The 20,852-nt window shown below is 72.8% G+C and carries 20 protein-coding genes and 1 pseudogene; 3 read left to right on the top strand and 18 right to left on the bottom strand.

What is annotated here, in order from left to right; translation table 11 throughout:
* The first annotated feature begins 60 nt into the window (after nt 1–60).
* Nucleotides 61–903 (top strand): diacylglycerol kinase family protein, encoded by an 843-nt coding sequence (locus tag M8J74_RS31585; protein ID WP_249839717.1) that lies wholly within the window; start codon nt 61–63, stop codon nt 901–903.
* Nucleotides 904–933: 30 nt separating this feature from the next.
* Here M8J74_RS31585 and M8J74_RS31580 read toward each other — a convergent pair whose 3' ends face one another.
* Nucleotides 934–1,422 carry a GbsR/MarR family transcriptional regulator gene (locus M8J74_RS31580; RefSeq protein WP_249839716.1) on the bottom strand — a complete coding sequence of 163 codons (489 nt, stop codon included), beginning with the start codon at nt 1,420–1,422 and terminating at the stop codon, nt 934–936.
* Between the two features lie 74 nt (nt 1,423–1,496).
* On the opposite strand from M8J74_RS31580, the gene M8J74_RS31575 reads away from it, so the two are divergent.
* Nucleotides 1,497–2,396, top strand: coding sequence for an ABC transporter ATP-binding protein (locus M8J74_RS31575; protein WP_249839715.1), 900 nt, complete (start codon nt 1,497–1,499; stop codon nt 2,394–2,396).
* Nucleotides 2,393–3,961, top strand: coding sequence for an ABC transporter permease (locus M8J74_RS31570; protein WP_249839714.1), 1,569 nt, complete (start codon nt 2,393–2,395; stop codon nt 3,959–3,961). Before M8J74_RS31575 ends, M8J74_RS31570 begins: the two co-directional genes overlap by 4 nt.
* Before the next feature lie 40 nt (nt 3,962–4,001).
* On the opposite strand, the gene M8J74_RS31565 is transcribed toward M8J74_RS31570, so the two are convergent.
* From M8J74_RS31565 to M8J74_RS31485, 17 genes and pseudogenes are all read right to left on the bottom strand, one after another.
* Nucleotides 4,002–4,595 carry a Uma2 family endonuclease gene (locus M8J74_RS31565; RefSeq protein WP_249839741.1) on the bottom strand — a complete coding sequence of 198 codons (594 nt, stop codon included), beginning with the start codon at nt 4,593–4,595 and terminating at the stop codon, nt 4,002–4,004.
* Nucleotides 4,596–4,682: 87 nt separating this feature from the next.
* Nucleotides 4,683–5,888: a cytochrome P450 gene (locus M8J74_RS31560; protein ID WP_249839713.1), complete on the bottom strand. Its 1,206-nt coding sequence runs from the start codon at nt 5,886–5,888 to the stop codon at nt 4,683–4,685.
* A 49-nt stretch (nt 5,889–5,937) separates the two neighbouring features.
* Complete coding sequence (locus M8J74_RS31555; RefSeq protein ID WP_058924132.1) at nt 5,938–6,603, bottom strand: response regulator; 666 nt, start codon at nt 6,601–6,603, stop codon at nt 5,938–5,940.
* Nucleotides 6,600–7,982 carry a sensor histidine kinase gene (locus M8J74_RS31550; protein WP_372500328.1) on the bottom strand — a complete coding sequence of 461 codons (1,383 nt, stop codon included), beginning with the start codon at nt 7,980–7,982 and terminating at the stop codon, nt 6,600–6,602. The genes M8J74_RS31555 and M8J74_RS31550 overlap by 4 nt, the downstream gene beginning before the upstream one ends.
* Before the next feature lie 96 nt (nt 7,983–8,078).
* The gene (locus tag M8J74_RS31545; protein ID WP_249839712.1) at nt 8,079–8,753 is read right to left on the bottom strand and encodes a response regulator; all 675 of its coding nucleotides are present in this window, start codon (nt 8,751–8,753) and stop codon (nt 8,079–8,081) included.
* Complete coding sequence (locus M8J74_RS31540; RefSeq protein WP_249839739.1) at nt 8,750–10,093, bottom strand: sensor histidine kinase; 1,344 nt, start codon at nt 10,091–10,093, stop codon at nt 8,750–8,752. Before M8J74_RS31540 ends, M8J74_RS31545 begins: the two co-directional genes overlap by 4 nt.
* A 28-nt stretch (nt 10,094–10,121) precedes the next feature.
* Nucleotides 10,122–11,336: an acyltransferase family protein gene (locus M8J74_RS31535; RefSeq protein WP_249839711.1), complete on the bottom strand. Its 1,215-nt coding sequence runs from the start codon at nt 11,334–11,336 to the stop codon at nt 10,122–10,124.
* Nucleotides 11,329–12,408 (bottom strand): alpha/beta hydrolase, encoded by a 1,080-nt coding sequence (locus tag M8J74_RS31530; RefSeq protein WP_249839710.1) that lies wholly within the window; start codon nt 12,406–12,408, stop codon nt 11,329–11,331. The genes M8J74_RS31535 and M8J74_RS31530 overlap by 8 nt, the downstream gene beginning before the upstream one ends.
* Before the next feature lie 231 nt (nt 12,409–12,639).
* A complete protein-coding gene (locus M8J74_RS31525) occupies nt 12,640–13,539 on the bottom strand; it encodes an alpha/beta hydrolase (RefSeq protein WP_249839709.1) in 900 nt (299 codons plus the stop codon).
* 212 nt (nt 13,540–13,751) lie between these two features.
* Nucleotides 13,752–14,939, bottom strand: coding sequence for a kynureninase (kynU, locus tag M8J74_RS31520; RefSeq protein ID WP_249839708.1), 1,188 nt, complete (start codon nt 14,937–14,939; stop codon nt 13,752–13,754).
* Entirely contained in the window at nt 14,932–15,771 is an 840-nt protein-coding gene (locus tag M8J74_RS31515) for a tryptophan 2,3-dioxygenase family protein (protein WP_249839707.1), read from the bottom strand. Before M8J74_RS31515 ends, kynU begins: the two co-directional genes overlap by 8 nt.
* 149 nt (nt 15,772–15,920) lie before the next feature.
* Nucleotides 15,921–16,334, bottom strand: a complete 414-nt coding sequence (locus M8J74_RS31510; protein WP_249839706.1) for a DUF3151 domain-containing protein — start codon at nt 16,332–16,334, stop codon at nt 15,921–15,923.
* A 239-nt stretch (nt 16,335–16,573) separates the two neighbouring features.
* Nucleotides 16,574–18,040, bottom strand: a complete 1,467-nt coding sequence (locus M8J74_RS31505) for an MFS transporter (protein WP_249839705.1) — start codon at nt 18,038–18,040, stop codon at nt 16,574–16,576.
* 70 nt (nt 18,041–18,110) lie between these two features.
* Nucleotides 18,111–19,133 (bottom strand): class II fructose-bisphosphate aldolase, encoded by a 1,023-nt coding sequence (gene fbaA, locus M8J74_RS31500; RefSeq protein WP_249839704.1) that lies wholly within the window; start codon nt 19,131–19,133, stop codon nt 18,111–18,113.
* A 153-nt stretch (nt 19,134–19,286) separates the two neighbouring features.
* Nucleotides 19,287–19,835 (bottom strand): orotate phosphoribosyltransferase, encoded by a 549-nt coding sequence (gene pyrE / locus M8J74_RS31495; RefSeq protein ID WP_249839703.1) that lies wholly within the window; start codon nt 19,833–19,835, stop codon nt 19,287–19,289.
* 10 nt (nt 19,836–19,845) lie between these two features.
* Complete coding sequence (locus M8J74_RS31490) at nt 19,846–20,634, bottom strand: aldose epimerase family protein (protein WP_249839702.1); 789 nt, start codon at nt 20,632–20,634, stop codon at nt 19,846–19,848.
* A gap of 44 nt (nt 20,635–20,678) precedes the next feature.
* Nucleotides 20,679–20,852: pseudogene (locus M8J74_RS31485) on the bottom strand (carbon monoxide dehydrogenase subunit G); the annotation flags it as partial.

The raw sequence follows: 20,852 nt of genomic DNA, 5'->3' as shown, positions 1-20,852 counted from the left end.
GCAATAGCGCAAGGGGCTCTTGCACAAAGATGCTACCCGAGGAAGCGAGGCAGGACCGAGGTGGCGACTTCCGCGACTTCCGAGGCGAGTTCCGAACAGCTGCTGGTGGTCATCGATCCGGTGGCCCGACGGACGGACGGGGAGTCGGTACGCATCGCGAAAGACGTGCTCAGCGCGGGTGCGCAGACCAAGGTCTGCCTGCCGGACGGTCCGGAGGAATTCGCCCGGGCGCTGTCCCGGCGCGGATCGAGAAGGCCGGTGGTCATCGGCGACGACCGGGCCCTGGTGCGTGCCGTGTCCCTTTTGCACCGGCAGCGGGAGCTGGCCGGATGCGCGCTGTCGATGGTGCCGGTGGGGGCCGCGCTGTCGGTGGCCCGTTCCCTGGGGGTGCCCACGGGCGCGGTGGCGGCGGCCCGGTCGGTGCTCGAAGGGGCCGTACGCCGGATGGATCTGCTGGTGGACGACAGCGACGGGGTGGTGCTGGGCGCGCTGCGGATTCCTCCGCTGAGCGACGCCCACGCGCTGGAGGAGGCCGCGGGGCGCCCGTGGCTGCGCACGGCCCAGTCGCTGGTGCGCACCCTGGTCCCGGCCCGTGAGGCGCCGGCCCCGGCGCCCCGGGCGGCCCGGCTGCGCATCGAGGTCGACGGCGTGACCCTGGTCGACCTGGACCAGCCGGTGGAGGCGGTGTCGGTCGTACCGGGCGACCGGGGGGTGGCCGAGGTCGAGGTGCGGCCGCTGTCGGTGGGCGCGGAGGCCTCGCCGGTACGGGCCGAGGGGCGCACCGTGAGCGTGTCGGGGGCGGACTTCCGCTACCGGGCGGACGCGGGGGTGTGCGGGCCGGTGCGCAGGAGGACGTGGACGGTGTGGGAAGGGGCCTGGGGGCTCACGCTGCCGGGACGGTGAGCAGAGCCGCGGGCCGCCGCCGAGGGCCCGCTAGGCCCCGAAGAGCTCCTCGCGGTGGAGCCGCCAGCGTTCCATCATGGCCGCGATCTCGCCGTCGACGAACTCGAAGAAGGCGAGCGTCTCGGCCATGCGGCGGCCCGCCGGGGTGCCGGCGCCGAGACTGCTGACGCCTTCCCGCAGGGCGCCCTCCCACCGTTTGATGACGGCCTCGCGGTTGGTCAGCGCCTCGTACCACTGGTTGCTGTGCACGCGGTAGCGCTCCCGCCGCGAGCCGGGCTCGCGTTCCCGGGACACCATGTGCTGCTGGGCCAGATAGCGGACCCCGCCGGAGACCGCGGCGGGGCTGATCTGCAACTGCTCGCCCAGTTCCGCCGAGGTCATCGCCCCCTCGTCGGAGGACAGCAGCGCGGCGAAGATCCGTGCCGGCATGCGCTGCATCCCGGCCTCGACGAGCTGTGCCGCGAAGCTCTCCACGAACTTCGAGACCGCTTCCGGGTCCCGCCCCACCTCGTCAGTCATGGCCACCACCCTAACCGGGCTTCATAGGCTTCCTCATCTTCACAAATTTCTGAAAGAAGCGTACGTTCTGAAGCATGACGAAGGCAATCACGGTCGCCGGGCTCCACAAGTCCTTCGGCCGCACCCACGCCCTGGACGGCCTGGACCTCGACGTGGAGAGCGGCGAGGTGCACGGCTTCCTCGGCCCGAACGGTGCCGGCAAGTCCACCACCATCCGCGTCCTGCTCGGCCTGCTGCGCGCCGACTCCGGCGCCGCCCAGGTGCTGGGCCGCGACCCGTGGAAGGACGCGGTGGAGGTGCACCGCCGGATCGCCTACGTCCCCGGGGACGTGACCCTGTGGCGCAACCTCTCGGGCGGCGAGGTGATCGACCTCTACGGCCGCCTGCGCGGCGGACTCGACGCCGCCCGCCGCGCCGACCTGATCGAGCGCTTCGAACTGGACCCCACCAAGAAGGGCCGCACCTACTCCAAGGGCAACCGCCAGAAGGTGGCCCTGGTCGCCGCGTTCGCCTCGGACGTCGACCTGCTGATCCTCGACGAGCCGACCTCGGGCCTGGACCCCCTGATGGAGGAGGTCTTCCAGCGCTGCGTGGAGGAGGAGCGGGCCAGGGGCCGGACGATCCTGCTGTCGTCGCACATCCTCAGCGAGGTCGAGGAGCTCTGCGACCGGGTGAGCATCATCCGCAAGGGCCACACCGTGGAGAGCGGTTCGCTGGCCGACCTGCGCCATCTGACCCGGACCAGCGTGACCGCCGAACTGGCGGGCGCGCCCAACGGGTTGTCGCACCTGCCGGGCGTCCACGACCTCGACGTCCAGGGCCGGCGGGTACGGCTCCAGGTCGACACCGACAAACTCGACGCCGTACTGAAGCAGTTGAGCGAGTCCGGGGTCCGCTCGCTGACCTCCACCCCGCCCACGCTGGAGGAGCTGTTCCTGCGCCACTACCAGGACGACGAGGTGGCGGCGCGATGACGTCCCTCGTGGGCACCAGGATCCTGCTGCGCTTCAACCTGCGCCGCGACCGGCTGATGATCCCGGTGTGGGTGGCCGTCAACACCCTGATGGTCCTCTCCATGCCGAACACGCTGAAGACCCTCTACGGCACCCCCGCCGAACGCGCCGACCTCATCCACCAGGTCGCCACCAACGCCTCCTTCCGGGCCCTGATCGGCCCCGTCTTCGACGACTCCGTCGGCGCCCTGACGGCCTGGCGCGTCGGCGTTTACGCAGGGGTGCTCGCGGCGGTCACCAGTCTCCTGGTCGTCGTACGCCACACCCGCGACGAGGAGGAGAGCGGGCGTCAGGAACTCATCTCCTCCGGCGCGGTGGGCCGCCGGGCCTCGCTGACCGCGGCGCTGCTCGCGGCGGCGGTGGCGAACGCCGTGCTGGCCCTGCTGGTCGTGGCCGGCCTGATGGGCCAGGGAGCCGTGGGCGCGCTGGCCTTCGGACTCGGACTGGCGGCCGTCGGCATGGTCTTCGCGACCGCCGCGGCGATCGTCGCCCAGCTGACGGAGAGCGCGCGGCTGGCGCGCGGCCTGACCGCGGGCGTGCTCGGCGCGGCCTTCGTGCTGCGCGCGGCGGGCGACTCCGCGACCACGGACGGCTCCTCGGTGTGGACCTGGCTGTCGCCGCTGGGCTGGCTGGAGAACCTGCGCGCCTACGGCGGCGAACGCTGGTGGGTGCTGGCGCTGTTCGCGGCGGCGATCGCGCTCCAGGCGGCCGTCGCCTACGGGCTCGCGGGCCGCCGGGACATCGGCATGAGCTTCCTGCCCACCCGGCCCGGCCCCTCGGTCGGCCGCCTGGGCACGGCCGGCGCGCTCGCCTGGCGGCTGCAGCGCGGCAGCGTCCTGGGCTGGTCGCTCGCCTTCTTCGTCGTCGGAGTCGTCTACGGCGGCCTCACGGACGGCGTGGCCGACATCGTCGGCGACAACGAGAGCGCGCGCAGGATCTTCGAGCGGATGGGCGGGCAGAGCGCGCTGACCAACGCCTTCCTCGCGGCGATGGTCGGCATGATGGGCCTGGTCGCGGCGCTGTACGTCGTCGGCAGCGTGCTGCGCCTGTACGGCGAGGAGACCTCCGGCCGGGCCGAACCGGTGCTGGCGAACCCCGTGGGCCGGCTGCGCTGGGCCACGGGCCACCTGGTCATCGCCTTCGGCGGCTCGGTCCTGCTGATGCTCGTGACCGGCCTCGGCTTCGTCGTCGGCTACGGCAAGGAGGCCGGGCCGATCCTGGGGGCCTGCCTGGTGCAGCTCCCCGCGGTGTGGGTGATCGGCGGACTGGCGGTGCTGCTGTACGGGGTGCTGCCCCGGGCGGCGACGGCGGCCTGGGGCGTGGCGGGCGCGGTCCTGCTCATCGGCTGGGTCGGCCCCGCGCTGGCCGCGCCGCAGGCGGTGCTGGACCTCTCCCCCTTCGGCCACCTGCCGAAGCTGCCCGGCGGGGGGATGGAGTGGGGGCCGGTCCTGGTACTGCTGGCGCTCGCCGTGGCCCTGGTCGCGGCGGGCCTGGCGGGACTGCGCCGTCGGGACCTGACGACCTGAGAGGGCCGCCGGCGGGACGGCGGTTGCTCAGTCGAGGTAGTCAGTCGAGGTAGTCCTTGAGTTCCTCGGTGTCGAGTTCGATGCCGACCGGATCGGGGAGAGCGACCTTGCCCCCCAGCTTCACCACGTGGATGTCCCGGTATCCGTCCTCCGGGTCCGGGTCGCTGTGGACCAGGACCGAGAGGCTGTCGCGGTCGATCAGCAGGTAGACGGGGATGCCGGCCTCGGCGTAGCCCCGGGGCTTCTCCACGCGGTCGCGAAGGTGCGTGTCCGAGTCGTACGAAGTGATTTCGAGGACCATGAGCACGCCATCGGTTTCGGCCCAGTCGCCCTGTCCCGCGAAGTGCCCCACCGGCGCCAGCACGCCGTCAGGCCGGGCCCGCCCCCGGCGGTAGGCCTCGACCTTGAGGCCCTGGGTCGGATTGAGGTCGAGGTCGGGTCGGGCCCGCATGCACTGCCGAATCAACCACATGATGATCGAACCGTGGTTGCCGTTCGTCACTTTCCCGACCCCGATCCGTCCGCCGATGAACTCGAGCCTGACGGTCTCGTCCTCGCGTTCCGCGAATGCCGCGATCCGCTCGAACACATCCAGCGACATCTGTGACGAGGTGCGCTCTGCCATAACCGTCATGGTGCCTCCCTCCGCAGGCAGGCACCAGCGTGACGAGTCACTCGCGGCTTTCACCGGGGATCGCTCGGTGATCATCCGAACAGGTGATCACCCCACCTGGACGCCGAGTCCCTCCAGGCCGCGGATCACGAAGTTCGGCTTTCGGCGCGGCTCCTCGCTGAGGCTCAGCGTCGGGGCCTTCTCCAGCAGGGCCGTCATGGAGGCGGCCAGCTCTATGCGCGCGAGCGGGGCGCCGATGCAGTAGTGGATGCCGGCGGAGAAGGAGATGTGCGGGTTGTCCGCGCGGGTCAGATCGAGGCGCTCGGGGTCCCGGAAGACCTCCGGGTCGTGGTTGGCCGACCCGAAGAGCATCGCGATCTCCGAGCCCCTGGGGATGACGGTGCCGTCGATCTCGATGTCGTCCAGCACCCAGCGTTCGAAGAGCTGCAGCGGGGTGTCGTAGCGCATGAGCTCTTCCACAGCGGTGGGGACGAGCGTGTGATCGGCGCGCAGGGCGGCCAGTTGCTCCGGGTTGCGGAAGAGGGCGTACCAGCCGTTGACGGTGGCGTTGACCGTCGCCTCGTGCCCGGCGTTGAGCAGCAGCACGGCCGTGGAGATCATCTCCTGCTCGGTCAGCCGGTCCCCCTCGTCGTGGGCGGCGATCAGCCCGGAGATCAGGTCGTCGCCGGGCTCCTTGCGCCGCTCGGCGATGAGCTCGCGCAGGTACTCCGAGAACTCCACGGACGCCTGGACGGCCTTGCGGGCCGTGTCCTCGGACGGGTTCAGCTCGTACATCCCGCAGATGTCCGCCGACCAGGGCCGCAGCGGGGCACGGTCGGACTCCGGGATGCCCAGCATCTCGGCGATGACGGCGACGGGCAGCGGCTCGGCGACGTCGCTGAGCAGATCGCCGCCGCCGTTCTCGACGAGCCGGTCCACCAGCTTTCCGGCGAGATCGCCGACATAGGGCTTCAGCCGCTCGACGGTCCTCGGCGTGAACGCCTTCGACACCAGCCGCCGGATCCTGGTGTGGTCCGGCGGCTCCAGGTCGAGCATGCCGTGGTCGTTGAGCGTGTGGAACGGCTCGTGCTCGGGCGGCGGCGCGGTGCGTCCGAAGTCCTCGTGGCCGAACCGGTGCAGATACGTCCGCCCGAGCCGGCGCTCCCGCAGCAGCGCCGAGACGTCCGCGTGGTGCGGCACCAGCCACTGGTCGGTGGCCTCGAAGTAGTGCACGCGCCCGGCGGCACGCAGCTCGGCGTAGACGGGGTAGGGGTCGGCGAGGAACGCCGGGTCCCAGGGGTCGAAGGCTGCCATGCGGGGACGCTAACCCGGCATGCCGGGCCCTGACCAGGGGGGTTCCGCCTCACCCCGGCGTCACCAGACGTGCCTCGTACGCGAACACCGCTGCCTGGGTGCGGTCGCGCAGGCCCAGTTTCACCAGGATTCTGCTGACGTGGGTCTTGATCGTCGACTCGGCGACCACCAGGCGCTCGGCGATCTCCGCGTTGGACAGGCCCTGGGCGATGAGGACCAGGACCTCCGTCTCGCGTTCGGTGAGGTCGCCGTAGGCCTGGTGGGCAGCCTGCATGACGCGCGGGGCCTGGGAGAGCTTGGAGAACTCCGTGATGAGGCGTCTGGTGACCGTGGGCGCGAGGAGGGCCTCGCCGGACGCCACCACCCGGACCCCGTCGGCCAGTTGGCGGGCGGAGGCGTCCTTGAGCAGGAAGCCCGAGGCGCCGGCGCGCAGCGCCTGGTAGACGTACTCGTCGAGATCGAAGGTGGTCAGCACCAGGACCTTCGAGGTGCTGTTGGCCGCCACGATCTCGCGGGTCGCCTCGATGCCGTTCATCTCCGGCATGCGGATGTCCATCAGGACGACGTCGGGGGTGAGTTCGCGGACGCGCTCGACCGCCTCGCGGCCGTTGACCGCCTCGCCGACGACCTCGATGTCCGGCATCGCGTTGAGCAGGACCGAGAAGCCTTCGCGCACCATCATCTGGTCGTCCGCGATCAGGACGCGGATCGTCATGCCTCTCCTTCGCTCACCGCGGCGACCGGCAGGAACACCGTCACCTCGTATCCGCCCTCGTCCGTCGGGCCCGCCGTCATCTCGCCGCCCAGCATGCTGACGCGTTCGCGCATGCCCGTGACGCCGTGGCCGGCACCGGGTGACGGTCTGACCGCCGACGGCTCCGGGGGCGGGTCGTTGACTATGCGCAGGCCGAGACCGCCGAGGACGTAGGAGACCTCCACCTTGGCCGCGGCTCCCGGCGCGTGCCGCAGGGTGTTGCTCAGCGCCTCCTGGACGATCCGGTACGCCGACAGCTCGACGCCCTGCGGCAGTTCGCGTATCGCCCCGGTCGTCGTCCTGTCCACGCGCAGGCCCGTCTCGCGGACGTTGGCGAGCAGTGCGTCCAGGTCGGCGAGCGTGGGCTGCGGGGCGTCCGGCGCCTCGTAGTCCTCGGCGCGGACCACGCCCAGCACGCGGCGAAGTTCGGTCAGGGCCGCCACCGCGTTCTCCCGGATCGTGGCGAACGCCTTCTCCAGTTCCGGCGGCGGGTTCTCCACCCGGTAGGGCGCCGCCTCCGCCTGGATGGCGACGACCGACATGTGGTGCGCGACCACGTCGTGCAGTTCGCGGGCGATCGTCGTGCGCTCCTCCAGCAGGGTGCGCCGGGAGCGCTCGTGCGCGGTCACCGTCTGCTGCGCGGTCACCTCCTGGCGGGCGTCGCGGCGGATGTGCCAGACGGTGACGGCGAGGAGGGCCAGGGCCGAGAAGAACACCATGGGGGCGGAGTTGGTGCCGAACGGCGAGTGTCCCCAGTCGAAGAAGTTCTCCACCACGACGCCGTACACCGTCGTCAGCACCCACATCCACGCCGCGGTGCGCGGCCTGGTCCGCACGGCCACGATCGTGAGGACGAACAGGTGGCACGCGAAGCTCCCGGGCAGCCACGGGAACTCGGTCTCCCAGCTGCCGCCGACCACGCCGGCGAGCGGGGTCGCGGCCATCGACAGCCAGAACGCGCCGACCGGCCGCACCATGGTCAGCAGGACCGGGACCAGCGCGAGCAGGCCGAGGACGAAGTTGTTGCCCGCGCCGATCAGGGAGCTGTTGGAGCCGATCAGCATCGCGAGCAGCCCGAGCGCGACGATCACGGCGTGCCCCCGCCAGGTCGCGTACTCCCGCAGCCTGCCCCTCAGCCGCCGGGTGAGGGGGCCGTCGACACCCATCCGGGGCAGCGGACGGTAGGCGAAGGCGTCATGGAACAGGTCCTGCCGCAGTCCTTGGAGCGCGTCCATGGCGGCCCGGAACTCGGGGCTGCGCGGTGTGTACGGCTCGTACGCGGGGTCCGACGGCTCCAGCAGCCTCGTGGGCTCCTGCTGCGTCCGGGTCTTCTCGGTCACACGGAAACCGTAGGCGCAGACCCGGTACGGGGGCGTCCCCTGTGAGAACGGTCCTGCGGCATCCACCTGAAGTACTACGGGTACGGGGTTCGGGCTTCAGTAGCCGGACGGCCTGACCAGTCCCGACTCGTACGCGAACACCGCCGCCTGCGTCCGGTCCCTGAGCCCCAGCTTCACCAGGATCCGGCCCACATGGGTCTTCACGGTCTGCTCGGCGACGACCAGCCGCTCGGCGATCTCCGCGTTGGACAGGCCCTGCGCGATCAGAGCCAGGACCTCCGTCTCGCGCTCGGTCAGATCGCCGACGCGCACCTTCAGAGGGGCCCGCGGCCGGTCGCCGAGGCGGGAGAACTCGGCGATCAGCCGCCGGGTGATGCCGGGCGCGAGCAGCGCGTCGCCGGCCGCCACCACGCGGACCGCCTCGGCCAGCTTGTCCGCCGAGGCGTCCTTCAGCAGGAACCCCGACGCACCCGCCCGCAGCGCCTCGTACACGTACTCGTCGAGGTCGAACGTGGTGAGCACCAGCACCTTGATGTGCGGCAGCTCGACGGCGATGCGGCGGGTGGCCTCGATGCCGTTCAGCTCGGGCATGCGGATGTCCATCAGGACGCCGTCCGGGGCGAGTTCGCCGACCTTGGCGACGGCGTCCGCGCCGTCCACCGCCTGCCCGACGACGTCGATGTCGGGCTGGGTGTTGAGCAGCACGGTGAAGCCCTGCCGGACCATCTGCTGGTCGTCGGCGATCAGTACGCGGATCGGGCTGCTCGTCATGCGGTGTGGTCCTTCACGTCGGAGGTGTCGTCGGCGTCGACGGGCCCCGCGGCCTCGGGGCGCGGGGTGACCGGGAGGAACGCGGAGACCTGGAAGCCGCCGTCCGGCCGGACGCCCGCCAGGAGGTGACCGCCCAGCATCGCGGTCCGCTCCCGCATGCCGAGCAGCCCGTGCCCGGCGCCCGGCGACGGGGGAACCGGTCTGCGCGAGGGCGAGTTGAGGACCTCCACCCGCAGACCGTAGGGCACATAGCCGATCTCGACGCTCGCCGTCGCGCCGGGAGCGTGACGCAGGACGTTGCTCAGCGCCTCCTGCACGATCCGGTACGCCGACAGCTCCACACCGGACGGCAGCGGCCGCCGCTCGCCGACGATCCGCGTGCTCACGCTCAGCCCGGCCGCCCGGGTGTTCTCCACCAGCGCGTCGAGCCGGTCCAGGGTGGGCTGCGGGCTGTGCGGGTCGGTGCCGGCCCGGTCGAGGGCGTCGGTGTCGCCGTCCTCGGAGCGCAGCACCCCCAGCACCCGGCGCAGCTCGGTCAGCGCCTCCAGCGCGTTGTGCCGGATGCCCTCCAGGTTCTCCCGGAGCTCCGGGGGCGGGTCCTGCACGAGGTGCGGGGCGACCTGGGCCTGGATGGAGATGACGGACATGTGATGGGCGACCACGTCGTGCAGTTCGCGCGCGATACGGCTGCGCTCCTCCAGCAGCGTGCGCCGCGCCCGCTCCTCCGTGGCGAGCGTGGCCTGCCGGCCGAGTTCCGCCCGGGCCTCGCGACGGCCGCGCAGGGCACTGCCGAGCGCCCACACCAGCGCCGACAGGGCGACGGCGATGACCCCGGTCTCCTGGTAGTGCGGGGCGCCCCACACGCCCTCCAGGGCATAGGTGACCAGGGCGGTCACGGTGAGCGCCTCGGCGGAGACACGGGTGGGGACGCGCAGGGCGAGCAGCAGCATCACGAGGGTCTGCGCGATGATCCCGGCCGTGGTCCAGGGCCAGGTGAACGGCATGGCCGGCGGCATGCTCAGCCGGCCGTGCAGCAGTACGGCGCCGACCAGCGTGGCGCCCGTGGACAGCCACCACGCCGGGATCGGCCGCCTGAGGGCGAGGACCACCGCGCCGCCCTGCGCGAGCGCGATCGGGAAGGCGGTGCCGGTGCCCAGGTGCCCGTTGTCCCGGAGTTGTGCGACCCCGCCGAGCACGACGCCGAACGCGGCGAGGCACAGCACCACGTGCGGCGCCCTGCGCAGCCGCGCGGAACGCGGCAGCGGGTCGGCCCGCAGGGTCCACAGGTCCTCGCGCAGCACCCGCGGCCAGCGCGGCAGCCGCTCGCCCAGCACCCGCATGATCCCCGTCCCCGTCACGCGGACCACCCTAGACACGGCGCGGCCCCGCCGTCCCCGCCCGATCGGCCGGTCCGCGTCCGGTCCGCACCACCCGCGAGCGGCCGCCCTCGGCCGGACGGCCGTGTTCGTAGGCGCGGAACGCCGTCCAGCAGACCGTGAGGGCCAGGGCGAAGACCGGCAGCCAGGTCAGCCGGTACGCCACCCAGACGAAATCGTCGGGGCGCGTGTGCAGGCCGGGCAGGCGGCCCGCGAGGAGTCCGGTGGCGGTGGTCGCCATCATGGCCGTCTGGTGCCACAGGAAGATCGTCATGGCGGAGAGGTTCACCAGGGCCACCGCCGCCCACGCCAGAGGGCGGCGCATCGCACGGCGCAGCCGGTCGCGCAGGAGCAGGGCCAGTCCGCACTGGGCCAGGCCGAAGGTGACGGCGGCCAGCGTCGGCGGGTCGAGGTTGGAGACGGACGCGCCGGGCACGCCGACCATCGAGGCCGGGTAGCCCGCCCACAGCACGAGCCCGGCCGTCGCCGCGGCCCCGCCGAGGAGCAGCACCCAGCCGGCGCGGGGACGCTCCAGCTCACCACGGGCCCAGGCCGCGCCCAGGGTGTAGGGCACCAGCCAGCCGGCCGCCAGGTTCAGCCAGCCCAGGCTGTGCGGGGCGCCGAGGCCGAAGCGGAGAAGGTCCACGTGGAGGACGACGGCCAGCGGCCACAGGGGGTTGAGCCGGGCGACGAGCGGGGTCGCCGCCGTCAGCGCCGCGAAGACGAGGAGGAACCAGAGCGGGGAGAGGGCCAGTTTGGCGAGGGTGCGGACCGTGGCGTAGTCGGTGCCGGAGCAGAGCAGGGCGACGGTGACGACCGTCCACAGGGCCAGGAGGGCGGCGACCGGTGTGAACAGGCGGGACAGCCTGCTCGCCAGCCAGCTGCGGTACGGCACGCCCCGGGCCCGGGCCGCGGTGTGGCCGCGGGTCGCCACATGGCCGCCGACCAGGAAGAACACGGCGAGTGTCTGGAAGAGCCAGGAGATCGGCGCCAGCCGGGGCATGTGCTGCAGCGGGCTTGCGGTTTGCAGGTTGCCGCCGTCCGCCACGAGGGCGGAGACCAGCCAGTGGCCCAGGACCACGCCGAGGATCGCGAAGGCGCGCAGGGCGTCCACGGCCCGGTCCCGGCCGGCGGGGGTGGCGGCGTCGACGCGGTGGGCGGCACGCCGTATGCCGTCCCAGGTGCTTCGCGGGGTCGGCTCACGCATGGGAGACCTCCCGTGTCTCGCCGAGGACGATCCGGGCGAGGTTGGCCAGGGAGACCGAGCCCGGCCGGAAGTAGTCGCTGTGGCCGCCGCCGCCCGCCGCGAAGACGCGGGCGCCGAAGGCCGGGGAGACGGGATCGGTGCCGAAGCCGACGGTCGTGCCGAAGAAGTCGGTGCGCAGGTGCGGGACGTCGGCGATCCAGTCGTCGTCTCCGCGGGCCGCCCAGAGGCGGGCGCGGGTGCGCAGGTCCGCGGCCGAGTCGACGCCGGTGCCGGGGCTGCCGACGAGCACGATGTCGCTCACGCCGAGGCCGGAGAGGCGGGCGGCGGAACGGCCGCAGACGACCGTGCCGTAGGAGTGGCAGATCAGGGAGACGTGCGCGTCCGGGCGGGTCAGGCCGTGCAGTTCGGTGAGGAGGTCGCGCAGGCGCGGGGCGGCCTCGTCGGCGCGGGCCGTGGTGAGGACGGTCGTGCTGACCGTGGCGGGGGTGGTGTAGCCGAGCCAGGCCACGACGGCCGTGCCGGTGCCGTGCGGGGCCTCGCGCAGCAGGCGGTGGCGCAGGGCGACGGCGGTGGCGCGGAAGCGACTCCAAGTGTCGAGGGAGGTGTCGGAGCCCGGGACCAGCACGGCCACGCGGGAGGCGTGCGCGAGGTCGCCGAACACCTCCGTGGCCCGGCCCTCGCCTCTTCCGTCGAAGGCGAGGAGCCGGCGGGAGGGGGAGGCCATGGCGTGGTCGGCGGCGGCGCGGGTGGTGTCGCCGTGGGCGGCGGCCATGCGGGACGCCTCGGCGGCGTCGGCGCGGTTGGCCTCGTAGGCCGCGTCGAGGGTGGCGGGGGTGAGGGGCGCCAGGGAGGCGGGGGGCGGGGCGGGGATGTCCGGCCTGGTGGCACCGGTGAGCGGCAGGACCACGGCGGCGGCGAGGAGAGCCGCCAGGACGGTCCGGCGCTCGCGGTGCCTGCGCCGCCGTGGGGACCGAGAGGCGTCGTTCTCGCTCGGCCGTCCCTCCCCGGGCGGCGACGGTGTCCGCACCGTTCGCGCGGCCACCGTCGCCCCGGCCCCCGTTCCTCGCCCCATGACGCGTCTCCCTTCCCCCACCGCCCGGTCATCGGGCCTGTCTGGAAGGGAAGTTACGGAGACGAGAACGTCGTCCGCGTCACGCTGGAGAGCCCATGCGCGGGGTAGCTCTCAGGTACTACGGGTATGAGAGGGGAACCCCGACACCAGGGTGAAAGACCTGCTCAGGGCGTGTCACCCCTGAGCGGGGCGGGTCACTGCTCAGGGCGTGTCACCCCCGAGCAGGGCGTGTCACCAGGCCAGTTGGGCGATCTCCTCCGCCACCACCGCGCAGGCGTCCGCCGCGGGGTCGATGAGGGGGAAGTGGCCGACGTCCTCCAGGAGGGTGAGGCCGACCATCTCGCCGGACTTCGCCGCCGCGTCCGCGTAGGACTCGGCGACCGCCTGCGGGACGATGAGGTCGGTGCGGCCCTGGACGAGGGCGGTCGCGATGCCGGTGGGCAGCAGCAGCGCCGGGTCGGCGTAGGGGCGGCGCTCCGCGAACTTCTCGTCCCCGCCGAGGAGTTGCCGTACCGCTCCGCCGCAGACGCCCAGTTTGTCGGAGACCTCGAAGTCGGCGATCGGGGCGAGCGCGACCACTCCGCGCAGCGGCGCGGGGCCGCTGATGCGCCAGGGCGCGTCGCCCGGCAGCAGATGACGGGCCGCCGCCCAGAGGGCGAGGTGGCCGCCCGCCGAGTGCCCGGTGATCACCATGCGCCGCGGGTCGGCCTGCGGAAGCGCCTCGCGGGCGAGCGCGGGAAGCGCGTCCAGCGCCGCTGCCACGTCGTCGAAGGTGTCCGGCCAGCGACCCGCGACGGGAACCCCCGCACCGCCCTCGCCGCCCTGCCCCGGAAGCACCGCGCCCCGCCGGTACTCCACGCTGGCCACGGCGAACCCGCGCCGTGCCAGGAAGTCCGCGAACGGCGAGATGTGCTTGCGGTCGTACGGGGGCCGCCAGGCGCCCCCGTGCAGGACGACGACCAGCGGGACGGGCCCGGCGCCGGGGACCGTCTCGCCGCGCGGGGCGTAGAAGTCGATCACCTGGTCGGGGTGGTCGCCGTAGGCGGCGGTGGAGTCGGGGTCGACCGCCGGGTGCGAGAAGGCCGACTGCTCCTCGGCGGCGGCCCGGGCTGCTGCGGCGTCGTCCGGCATGCTCCAACCTCTCAGCGGTGTACCTGTGTTGACGGACCGGGCGGGAAGGCGTCCCCCAGAGACCGCGGCCGTTGGCGGGGACGGTATCAGGCCGGTGACGTGCGCGGACACGCGGATGTCACGCTGGGTGAGGGGAAAACGGTTCGGCAGCGGCACCGGGGCCGGACGGCGTCACGCGCCGCCCGGCCCACATCCCCCGAAAGCGCCGCAAGCTACCCCGCGACCGTCTCCCCCAGCACCCGGGCCGCCCGCTCGACGTCCGCGAAACCGACGTACAACGGCGTGAAGCCGAAGCGCAGGACGTCCGGGTGCCGGAAGTCGCCGACCACTCCCCGCTCGATCAGCCGCTTCATCACGTCACCCGCGTCGTCACAGCGCAGCGCGACCTGGCTGCCGCGTTCCGCGTGGGCGGCCGGCGTCACGGATTCCACCCGGCCGGCCGGGGTGTACGCCGCCACGCACTCCAGGAAGAAGTCCGTCAGAGCAAGGGACTTCGCCCGCACCGCCTCGACCGACACCCCGTCCCAGACGTCCAGCGCGGCCTCCAGGGCCAGCATGGACAGGATGTCCGGCGTGCCGACCCGGCCGCGCACCGCCCCGGACGCCGGCTCGTAGCCGGGCCGCATCCCGAAGGGCTCCGCGTGGGAGTTCCAGCCGGGCAGCGGGGAGTCGAAACGGTCCTGGAGGTCACGGCGGACGTACAGGTACGCCGGTGAACCCGGGCCGCCGTTGAGGTACTTGTAGGTGCAGCCGACGGCCAGGTCGACCCCGTGCTCGTCCAGGCCGACCGGCAGCGCGCCCGCGCTGTGGCACAGGTCCCAGACCGCGATCGCGCCCGCCGCGTGGACCGCGGCGGTGAGCGCGGGCAGGTCGTACAGCCGCCCGGTGCGGTAGTCGACGTGGTTGAGCAGCACGGCGGCGGTACGGCCGGACAGCGCCGGACCCACCTCGGCCGGGGCGACCGGGCGCAGCGTGCACCCCGTCATCCGGGCCGCGGACTCGGCGATGTAGCCGTCCGTGGGGAAGGTGGTCGCGTCGACGAGGATCTCGTCGCGTCCCTCGCCCGCCATCCGCACGGCGGCGACCAGCGCCTTGAAGACGTTGACGCTCGTGGAGTCGCCCACCACGATCTGCCCGGCGGCGGCCCCGACGAGCGGGGCTATCCGGTCGCCGATCCGCTCCGGCGCCGTCCACCAGCCGCTCTCGTCCCAGGACCGGATGCGCAGCTCGCCCCACTGCCGCCGTACGACGTCCTCGACGCGACCGGGGACGTGCGCCGGCAGGGCGCCGAGCGAGTTGCCGTCCAGGTAGACCACGTCGTCCAGCACGAACCGCTCGCGCAGCCCGGCCAGTTCGTCGGCGGCGTCCAACTCGCTTGCTCGGGAGGCCAGTTCAGACATGGGAGCGCGCCGTCCACAGCTCGGGGAACACGTTCTTGCGCGCACGCTTCTCCAGCCAGGCCACGCCGGCGGAGCCGCCCGTGCCGGGCTTGGCGCCCATGGCCCTGCGGGTGGCGACGAGGTGGTCGTTGCGCCAGCGCCACACCAGCTCGGCGACATCGGTCAACGCCTCGCCGAGCCGGGCGAGTTCAGCGGTCTCGTCGCCCGCGTAGACGGCGGTCCAGGCGGCCTCGACGGCGTCGTTCGCCTCGTAGCGCAGGGAGACGTCGCGCCGCAGGACGGACGCCGGGATCGCGCAGCCGCGCCGCGCCATCAGCCGCAGCACCTCGTCGTAGAGGCTGGGCTCGGCGAGCGCCTTCTCCAGTTCGGCGTGGACGCGGGGCGCGCCGCGGTGCGGGACCAGCATGGACGCGGACTTGTCGCCGAGGAGGAACTCCATGCGCCGGTACATCGCCGACTGGAATCCGGAGCCGTCGCCGAGGGCGGAGCGGTAGGAGTTGAACTGGGCCGGGGTCAGCTGTCCCAGCGGCTTCCAGGAGGCGTTCAGCGCCTCCAGTTCCCGCACCGAACGCTTCAGCGCGGCGATCGCGGTCGGCACGTCGTCGGAGCGCAGGGCGTCGGCCGCGGTCTCCCACTCGTGGACGATGCAGGTGAACCACAGCTCCATGACCTGGGTCGTGACCAGGAAGACCATCTCTCCGGGATCGTCGGAGAGGGTGTGCTGGAGATGGGTGAGCACGTCCGCCTTGACGTAGTCCTCGTACGGAGTCGTGCCGGCGAAGTCGAGATGCGGGGTCTCGGGCTCCTGGGCCTCGTGAGCCTCGTGGGACATCGCTGTCTCCTGTGATGTTCTCCGGGTAGCGGTCCGCCCCTGCCGTTACCGACACGGGGGCCCCGGTCCCCACCCGCATTCTTTGCAATGACCCCCCGCATCGCAAGGCCCGCCTCGTCACACCGGACGGGCGGGCCCGGAGGCGACGGTCAGCCCAGGGTCTGGGCGGCGGCCGGCGAGGAGTCCTTCAGGAACTGCGTGCAGCGCTCGTGCTCCTCCTGCTCGCCGATGGCTCCGGCGGCGCGGGCGAGGGCGTGCAGGGCCCGCAGGAAGCCGCGGTTCGGCTCGTGCTCCCACGGCACCGGGCCGTGGCCCTTCCAGCCGCTGCGGCGCAGGGCGTCCAGGCCCCGGTGGTAGCCCGTACGGGCATAGGCGTACGACTCCACGACGCTGCCCCGCTCGAACGCCTCGTCGGCCAGCTGGGCCCAGGCCAGCGAGGAGGTGGGGTACTTGGCGGCGACGTCCGCGGGCGGGGTGCCGCCCGCCAGGAGCTCGCGGGGCTCGGGGTCGTCGGGCAGGTGGGTCGGGGGCGGGCCCCCGAGGAGGTTCTCGTGAATCGACATGTGCACCAGTGTCGCCCGTGCCGGTGGCGGGCGCCCCAAGACCCCCGCCTCGACCACGAACGGCCGCCGCCCCGGGCCACCGGGGACACCGGCGGCAAGCGGCCCCGGGACACCCCGGCAGCACCCCGGAGACACGACCGGCAAGCGCCCGGAGACACCACCGGCAAGCGACCCGGAACACCACAGGCAAGCGCCCGGGACACCATCGGCAAGCGCTCCGGTCGCCCACCGCCCCCGCGCTAGCCGATCCGCTTCGCCGCCGTCTGTCCCTCCAGCGGGGGTGCCGTGATCGCGCCGTGGTGGCGGCATTCCGGGTGGCGGCAGTCCGGCGGCAGGGACCGTACCGTCGCGAAGGCGATCACCGCTCCGAGGACCAGGACGCCCGCGCACAGCGGCATCGCCCGGTGGAAGGCGTCGTCGAAGGCGGCCGGGGAGAGGTACGCGTCCGGGCCCATCCCGGCGAGCAGCGGCAGCGCGGCCACCGCGATCAGGCCGGCCGCGCGGGCCGCCGCGTTGTTGACGCCGCTGGCCAGGCCCGCCCGCGCGGTGTCGACGGAGGCGAGGACGGTCGCGGTCAGCGGGGCGACCAGGGTGACCATGCCGGTGCCCAGGACGAGGAGCGCGGGCAGAACGTCGGCGGCGTAGGAGGCGCCGGGGCGGACCCGCAGCATCAGCAGCATGCCCGCCGCGCACAGCAGCGGCCCCACGGTCAGCGGGATGCGCGGTCCGATGCGGTCGGCGAGGGCGCCGGAGCGGGCCGAGAACAGCAGCATCATGGCCGTCGTCGGCAGCAGCGCCGTACCCGCGGCGAGCGCGGACCAGCCGAGGGCGACCTGCAGCTGGAGCGCGGACAGGAAGAAGAACCCGCCGAAGGCCGCGTAGACGCACAGGGTGACCAGGTTGACGGCCGTGAACTGGCGGGAGGCGAAGATGTCCAGCGGCATCATCGGGTCGGGGCTGTGCTTCTCGACGTACACGAAGGCGGCGCCCGCCGCGAGGCCGGCCACCGCCGTGAGGGCGACCACCGCGGAGCCCTGACGGGCCTCGATCAGGGCGTACGTCAGCAGCCCGAGCGCCAGTGCGCCGAGGGCCGCGCCGAGCACGTCGAAGCGCCCGTGGGAGCGGCCGTCCCTCGACTCCGGGACGTGCCGCAGGGCGATCGGCGCGCACAGCAGGGCGAGCGGGACGTTGAGCAGGAACACCCAGCGCCAGCCGGGACCGTCCACCAGCCAGCCGCCCAGGAACGGGCCGACCGCCGCGCCGATCCCGCCGAAGCCGGACCACAGGCCCACCGCCCGCCCCCGGTCGTCGGGGTGGAAGGACGCCTGGATCAGGGCCAGCGAGCCCGGCGTCAGCAGCGCGCCGCCCACGCCCTGCAGGGCCCGCGCCGCGACGAGCACGCCGGCCGTCGGGGCGAGCCCGCACAGCAGGGACGCGGCGGCGAACCACACCACGCCCACGACGAAGACCTTGCGGCGGCCGTAGTGGTCACCGAGCGAACCGCCGAGCAGGATCAGCCCGGCCAGCGTGAGCATGTACGCGTTGACGGTCCACTGCAGGGCGGCGAGGTTCGCGTCGAGGTCCCGGCCGATGCGCGGCAGGGCGACGTTGACGACGGTCGAGTCCAGCATGGCCATGCTGGAGCCGAGGACGGTGGTGAGCAGGATCCACTTGCCCTGCGATGAGGCCAGCCGGACGTCGGGCATGGCCTCAGGTATACAGCGGGCCCGGCGCCGTAGCACCGGGCCCGCTGGAAAAGGCGCGGCGAAGATCCGCTTACTTGATCTTGTTGCCCGCCGAGCGGAGGTTCTGCGTGGCCTCGACGACACGGGCCGCCATGGACGCCTCGGCCAGCTTGCCCCAGGTGCGCGGGTCGTAGGTCTTCTTGGAGCCGACCTCGCCGTCGACCTTCAGAACGCCGTCGTAGTTCTTGAACATGTGGTCGGCGACCGGGCGCGTGAAGGCGTACTGGGTGTCGGTGTCGAGGTTCATCTTCACCACGCCGTTGTCCAGCGCGGTGGCGATCTCCTGCTCGGTGGAGCCGGAACCGCCGTGGAAGACGAAGTCGAACGGCGACTGCTTGCCGAACTTGGCGGCGACGCCGTCGCTCAGCTCCTTCAGCAGCTCGGGACGCAGCACGACGTTGCCCGGCTTGTACACGCCGTGGACGTTGCCGAAGGACGCGGCCAGCAGGTAGCGGCCCTTCTCGCCCAGGCCCAGGGCCTCGGCGGTGCGGATCGCGTCGTCGACCGTGGTGTACAGGGAGTCGTTGATCTCGTGCGAGACGCCGTCCTCCTCGCCACCGGTCGGGGTGATCTCGACCTCGAGGATGATCTTCGCGGCGGCGGCGCGGGCCAGCAGCTCCTGCGCGATGGAGAGGTTGTCGGCGAGGGTCTCCGCCGAGCCGTCCCACATGTGCGACTGGAAGAGCGGGTTGCGGCCCGCCTTCACGCGCTCCTCGGAGACCGCCAGCAGCGGACGGACGTACCCGTCGAGCTTGTCCTTCGGGCAGTGGTCCGTGTGCAGCGCGACGTTGACCGGGTACTTCTCGGCGACGATGTGCGCGAACTCGGCCAGCGCGACCGAGCCCGTCACCATCTCCTTGCTGTACTGACCGCCCAGGAACTCGGCACCACCGGTCGAGATCTGGACGATGCCGTCGCTCTCCGCCTCCGCGAAACCGCGCAGGGCCGCGTGCAGGGTCTGGGTCGAGGTCACGTTGATGGCCGGGTAGGCGAACTTGCCTGCTTTCGCCCGGTCCAGCATCTCGTTGTAGACCTCGGGAGTTGCGATGGGCATCTGTCCGCTCCTTGTATGTGCGGGTTGGCGTTCTGCGTGCTACGGCCCTGACCTGGAACCTGGGAGTGACGTCGTCGTCGGCCACATCTTCGCAGACATGGCAGGGTGCTTTGCCCGCCGTGTCCAAGTTGTGGATAACCCCCTGTGGACAACTCAGTCCAGACCCAGTTCGACCTTCGAGAAAGCGAAGAGATAGGGCACTCCCGCGCCCTCCTGGATCTTCTCGGCGGCGCCGGTCGCGCGGTCCACGATGGTCGCCACGGCGACCACCTCGGCGCCCGCCTCGCGCACCGCCTCGACGGCCGTCAGCGGCGAGCCGCCGGTGGTGGAGGTGTCCTCGACGACGAGGACGCGCCGCCCAGCGATCTCCGGGCCCTCCACACGGCGCTGCAGGCCGTGCGCCTTGGCGGCCTTGCGCACGACGAAGGCGTCGAGCCGCTGCCCGCGGGCCGCGGCGGCGTGCAGCATGGCGGCCGCGACGGGGTCGGCGCCCATGGTCAGACCGCCCACCGCGTCGAAGTCGAGGTCCGCGGTCAGGTCGAGGAGCACCTGCCCGACCAGCGGAGCGGCCTCTCCGTCGAGGGTGATGCGGCGCAGGTCGATGTAGTAGTCGGCCTCCAGACCCGATGACAGGGTCACCTTGCCGTGCACCACGGCCTTGTCCTTGATCTGCTGCAGCAGCGCGCCACGTACGTCCGTCATGGCAGTCAGCTTAAAGGCGGCGCCAGGTCCAGGTGGTCGTCGCCTCCAGCGGCTCCAGCGGCGTGACCTGCCGGGGCAGGGTGTTGAGACCGTCGGGCGGCCCGGTCTGCGGTTCCACGCAGACGGCGGCCTCCTGCTCGTCGTACACCACGACCCACTCCTCCCGGCTGGCCACCTTCAGCTCCAGCTGTCCGGGCCAGGTGAGGGTGACGTCGACGCCGCCGGGCATGCCGAAGCAGTCGTCCCAGGGGCCGGGCCTCGGCTCGATGCGGTCGCCGGTCGGCAGGTGGTCGTCGCCGCGCTCCTCCTGCCAGGCGGGCGCGAAGTCCAGCCGCACGTCCTCGCCGCCCAGGTTCCGGTTGAACCACGGGTGCCAGCCGATCTGGGCCGGGAAGGAGGAGTCGTACGTCTCCACCGCCATCGTCAGCGTCAGCGCGTCCGGCGTGAGGGCGACCTGCTGGGTGACGCGGCCGGAGTAGGGCCAGGGGTCGACGAGGTCGTACGTGAGGACGGCCTCGTCCGCGCCCACCCGCGCCACAGTCCAGGCGCCGTCGCGCGCGGTGCCGTGGATGGCGTGCGGCGGGGAGTTGAGCGGCATCTGGTGGACGGTCGCCCCGTCCCGGAACCGCCCGTCTCTGATCCGCCCGCACCAGGGGACCATCGGGAAGCAGCCGAACCGCTCCCCCTGCCTGAGCAGTTGTGTGCCCCCGACGCGCAGCCCACCGACCCGGCCGCCGTTGCCGGGCTGCACGGTCACCTCCGCGTCGCCCGCGGTCAGCGTGATGTCTTCGTTACTCACGGGACGACCCTACTGGGGCGATCAAGACCGCCGTACGCGCCTCCTCAGTGGCGCTTGCGCAGGGCCCTGCCGACCACGATCGCCGACGCCAGCGCGAGCGCCGCGGCGGGGGCCGCCCAGCGCAGCGGGGAGCCCGCGGCGACCGTCTGCGGCACGGGGACGGGGGCGTACCGGCCGCGCGGCGGCGCGTGGTCGACCTCCTCCGCGCTGCGGCCGAT

The sequence above is a fragment of the Streptomyces panaciradicis genome, assembly GCF_023516615.1.
GTDB lineage: Bacteria > Actinomycetota > Actinomycetes > Streptomycetales > Streptomycetaceae > Streptomyces > Streptomyces panaciradicis.
The sequence above is the reverse complement of the archived record's forward strand: the minus strand, read 5'-3'. Positions and strand labels throughout refer to the sequence as shown.

Coding starts and splice junctions, on each gene's coding strand:
- M8J74_RS31530 (WP_249839710.1), bottom strand. CDS start 12,408: ATGGGGCGAGGAACGGGGGCCGGGGCGACGGTGGCCGCGCGAACGGTG.
- M8J74_RS31565 (WP_249839741.1), bottom strand. CDS start 4,595: ATGACGGTTATGGCAGAGCGCACCTCGTCACAGATGTCGCTGGATGTG.
- fbaA (WP_249839704.1), bottom strand. CDS start 19,133: ATGCCCATCGCAACTCCCGAGGTCTACAACGAGATGCTGGACCGGGCG.
- M8J74_RS31555 (WP_058924132.1), bottom strand. CDS start 6,603: ATGACGATCCGCGTCCTGATCGCGGACGACCAGATGATGGTGCGCGAA.
- M8J74_RS31580 (WP_249839716.1), bottom strand. CDS start 1,422: ATGACTGACGAGGTGGGGCGGGACCCGGAAGCGGTCTCGAAGTTCGTG.
- M8J74_RS31505 (WP_249839705.1), bottom strand. CDS start 18,040: ATGCCCGACGTCCGGCTGGCCTCATCGCAGGGCAAGTGGATCCTGCTC.
- M8J74_RS31510 (WP_249839706.1), bottom strand. CDS start 16,334: ATGTCGATTCACGAGAACCTCCTCGGGGGCCCGCCCCCGACCCACCTG.
- M8J74_RS31560 (WP_249839713.1), bottom strand. CDS start 5,888: ATGGCAGCCTTCGACCCCTGGGACCCGGCGTTCCTCGCCGACCCCTAC.
- M8J74_RS31570 (WP_249839714.1), top strand. CDS start 2,393: ATGACGTCCCTCGTGGGCACCAGGATCCTGCTGCGCTTCAACCTGCGC.
- M8J74_RS31535 (WP_249839711.1), bottom strand. CDS start 11,336: ATGCGTGAGCCGACCCCGCGAAGCACCTGGGACGGCATACGGCGTGCC.
- pyrE (WP_249839703.1), bottom strand. CDS start 19,835: ATGACGGACGTACGTGGCGCGCTGCTGCAGCAGATCAAGGACAAGGCC.
- M8J74_RS31545 (WP_249839712.1), bottom strand. CDS start 8,753: ATGACGAGCAGCCCGATCCGCGTACTGATCGCCGACGACCAGCAGATG.
- kynU (WP_249839708.1), bottom strand. CDS start 14,939: ATGTCTGAACTGGCCTCCCGAGCAAGCGAGTTGGACGCCGCCGACGAA.
- M8J74_RS31525 (WP_249839709.1), bottom strand. CDS start 13,539: ATGCCGGACGACGCCGCAGCAGCCCGGGCCGCCGCCGAGGAGCAGTCG.
- M8J74_RS31540 (WP_249839739.1), bottom strand. CDS start 10,093: ATGCGGGTGCTGGGCGAGCGGCTGCCGCGCTGGCCGCGGGTGCTGCGC.
- M8J74_RS31575 (WP_249839715.1), top strand. CDS start 1,497: ATGACGAAGGCAATCACGGTCGCCGGGCTCCACAAGTCCTTCGGCCGC.
- M8J74_RS31515 (WP_249839707.1), bottom strand. CDS start 15,771: ATGTCCCACGAGGCTCACGAGGCCCAGGAGCCCGAGACCCCGCATCTC.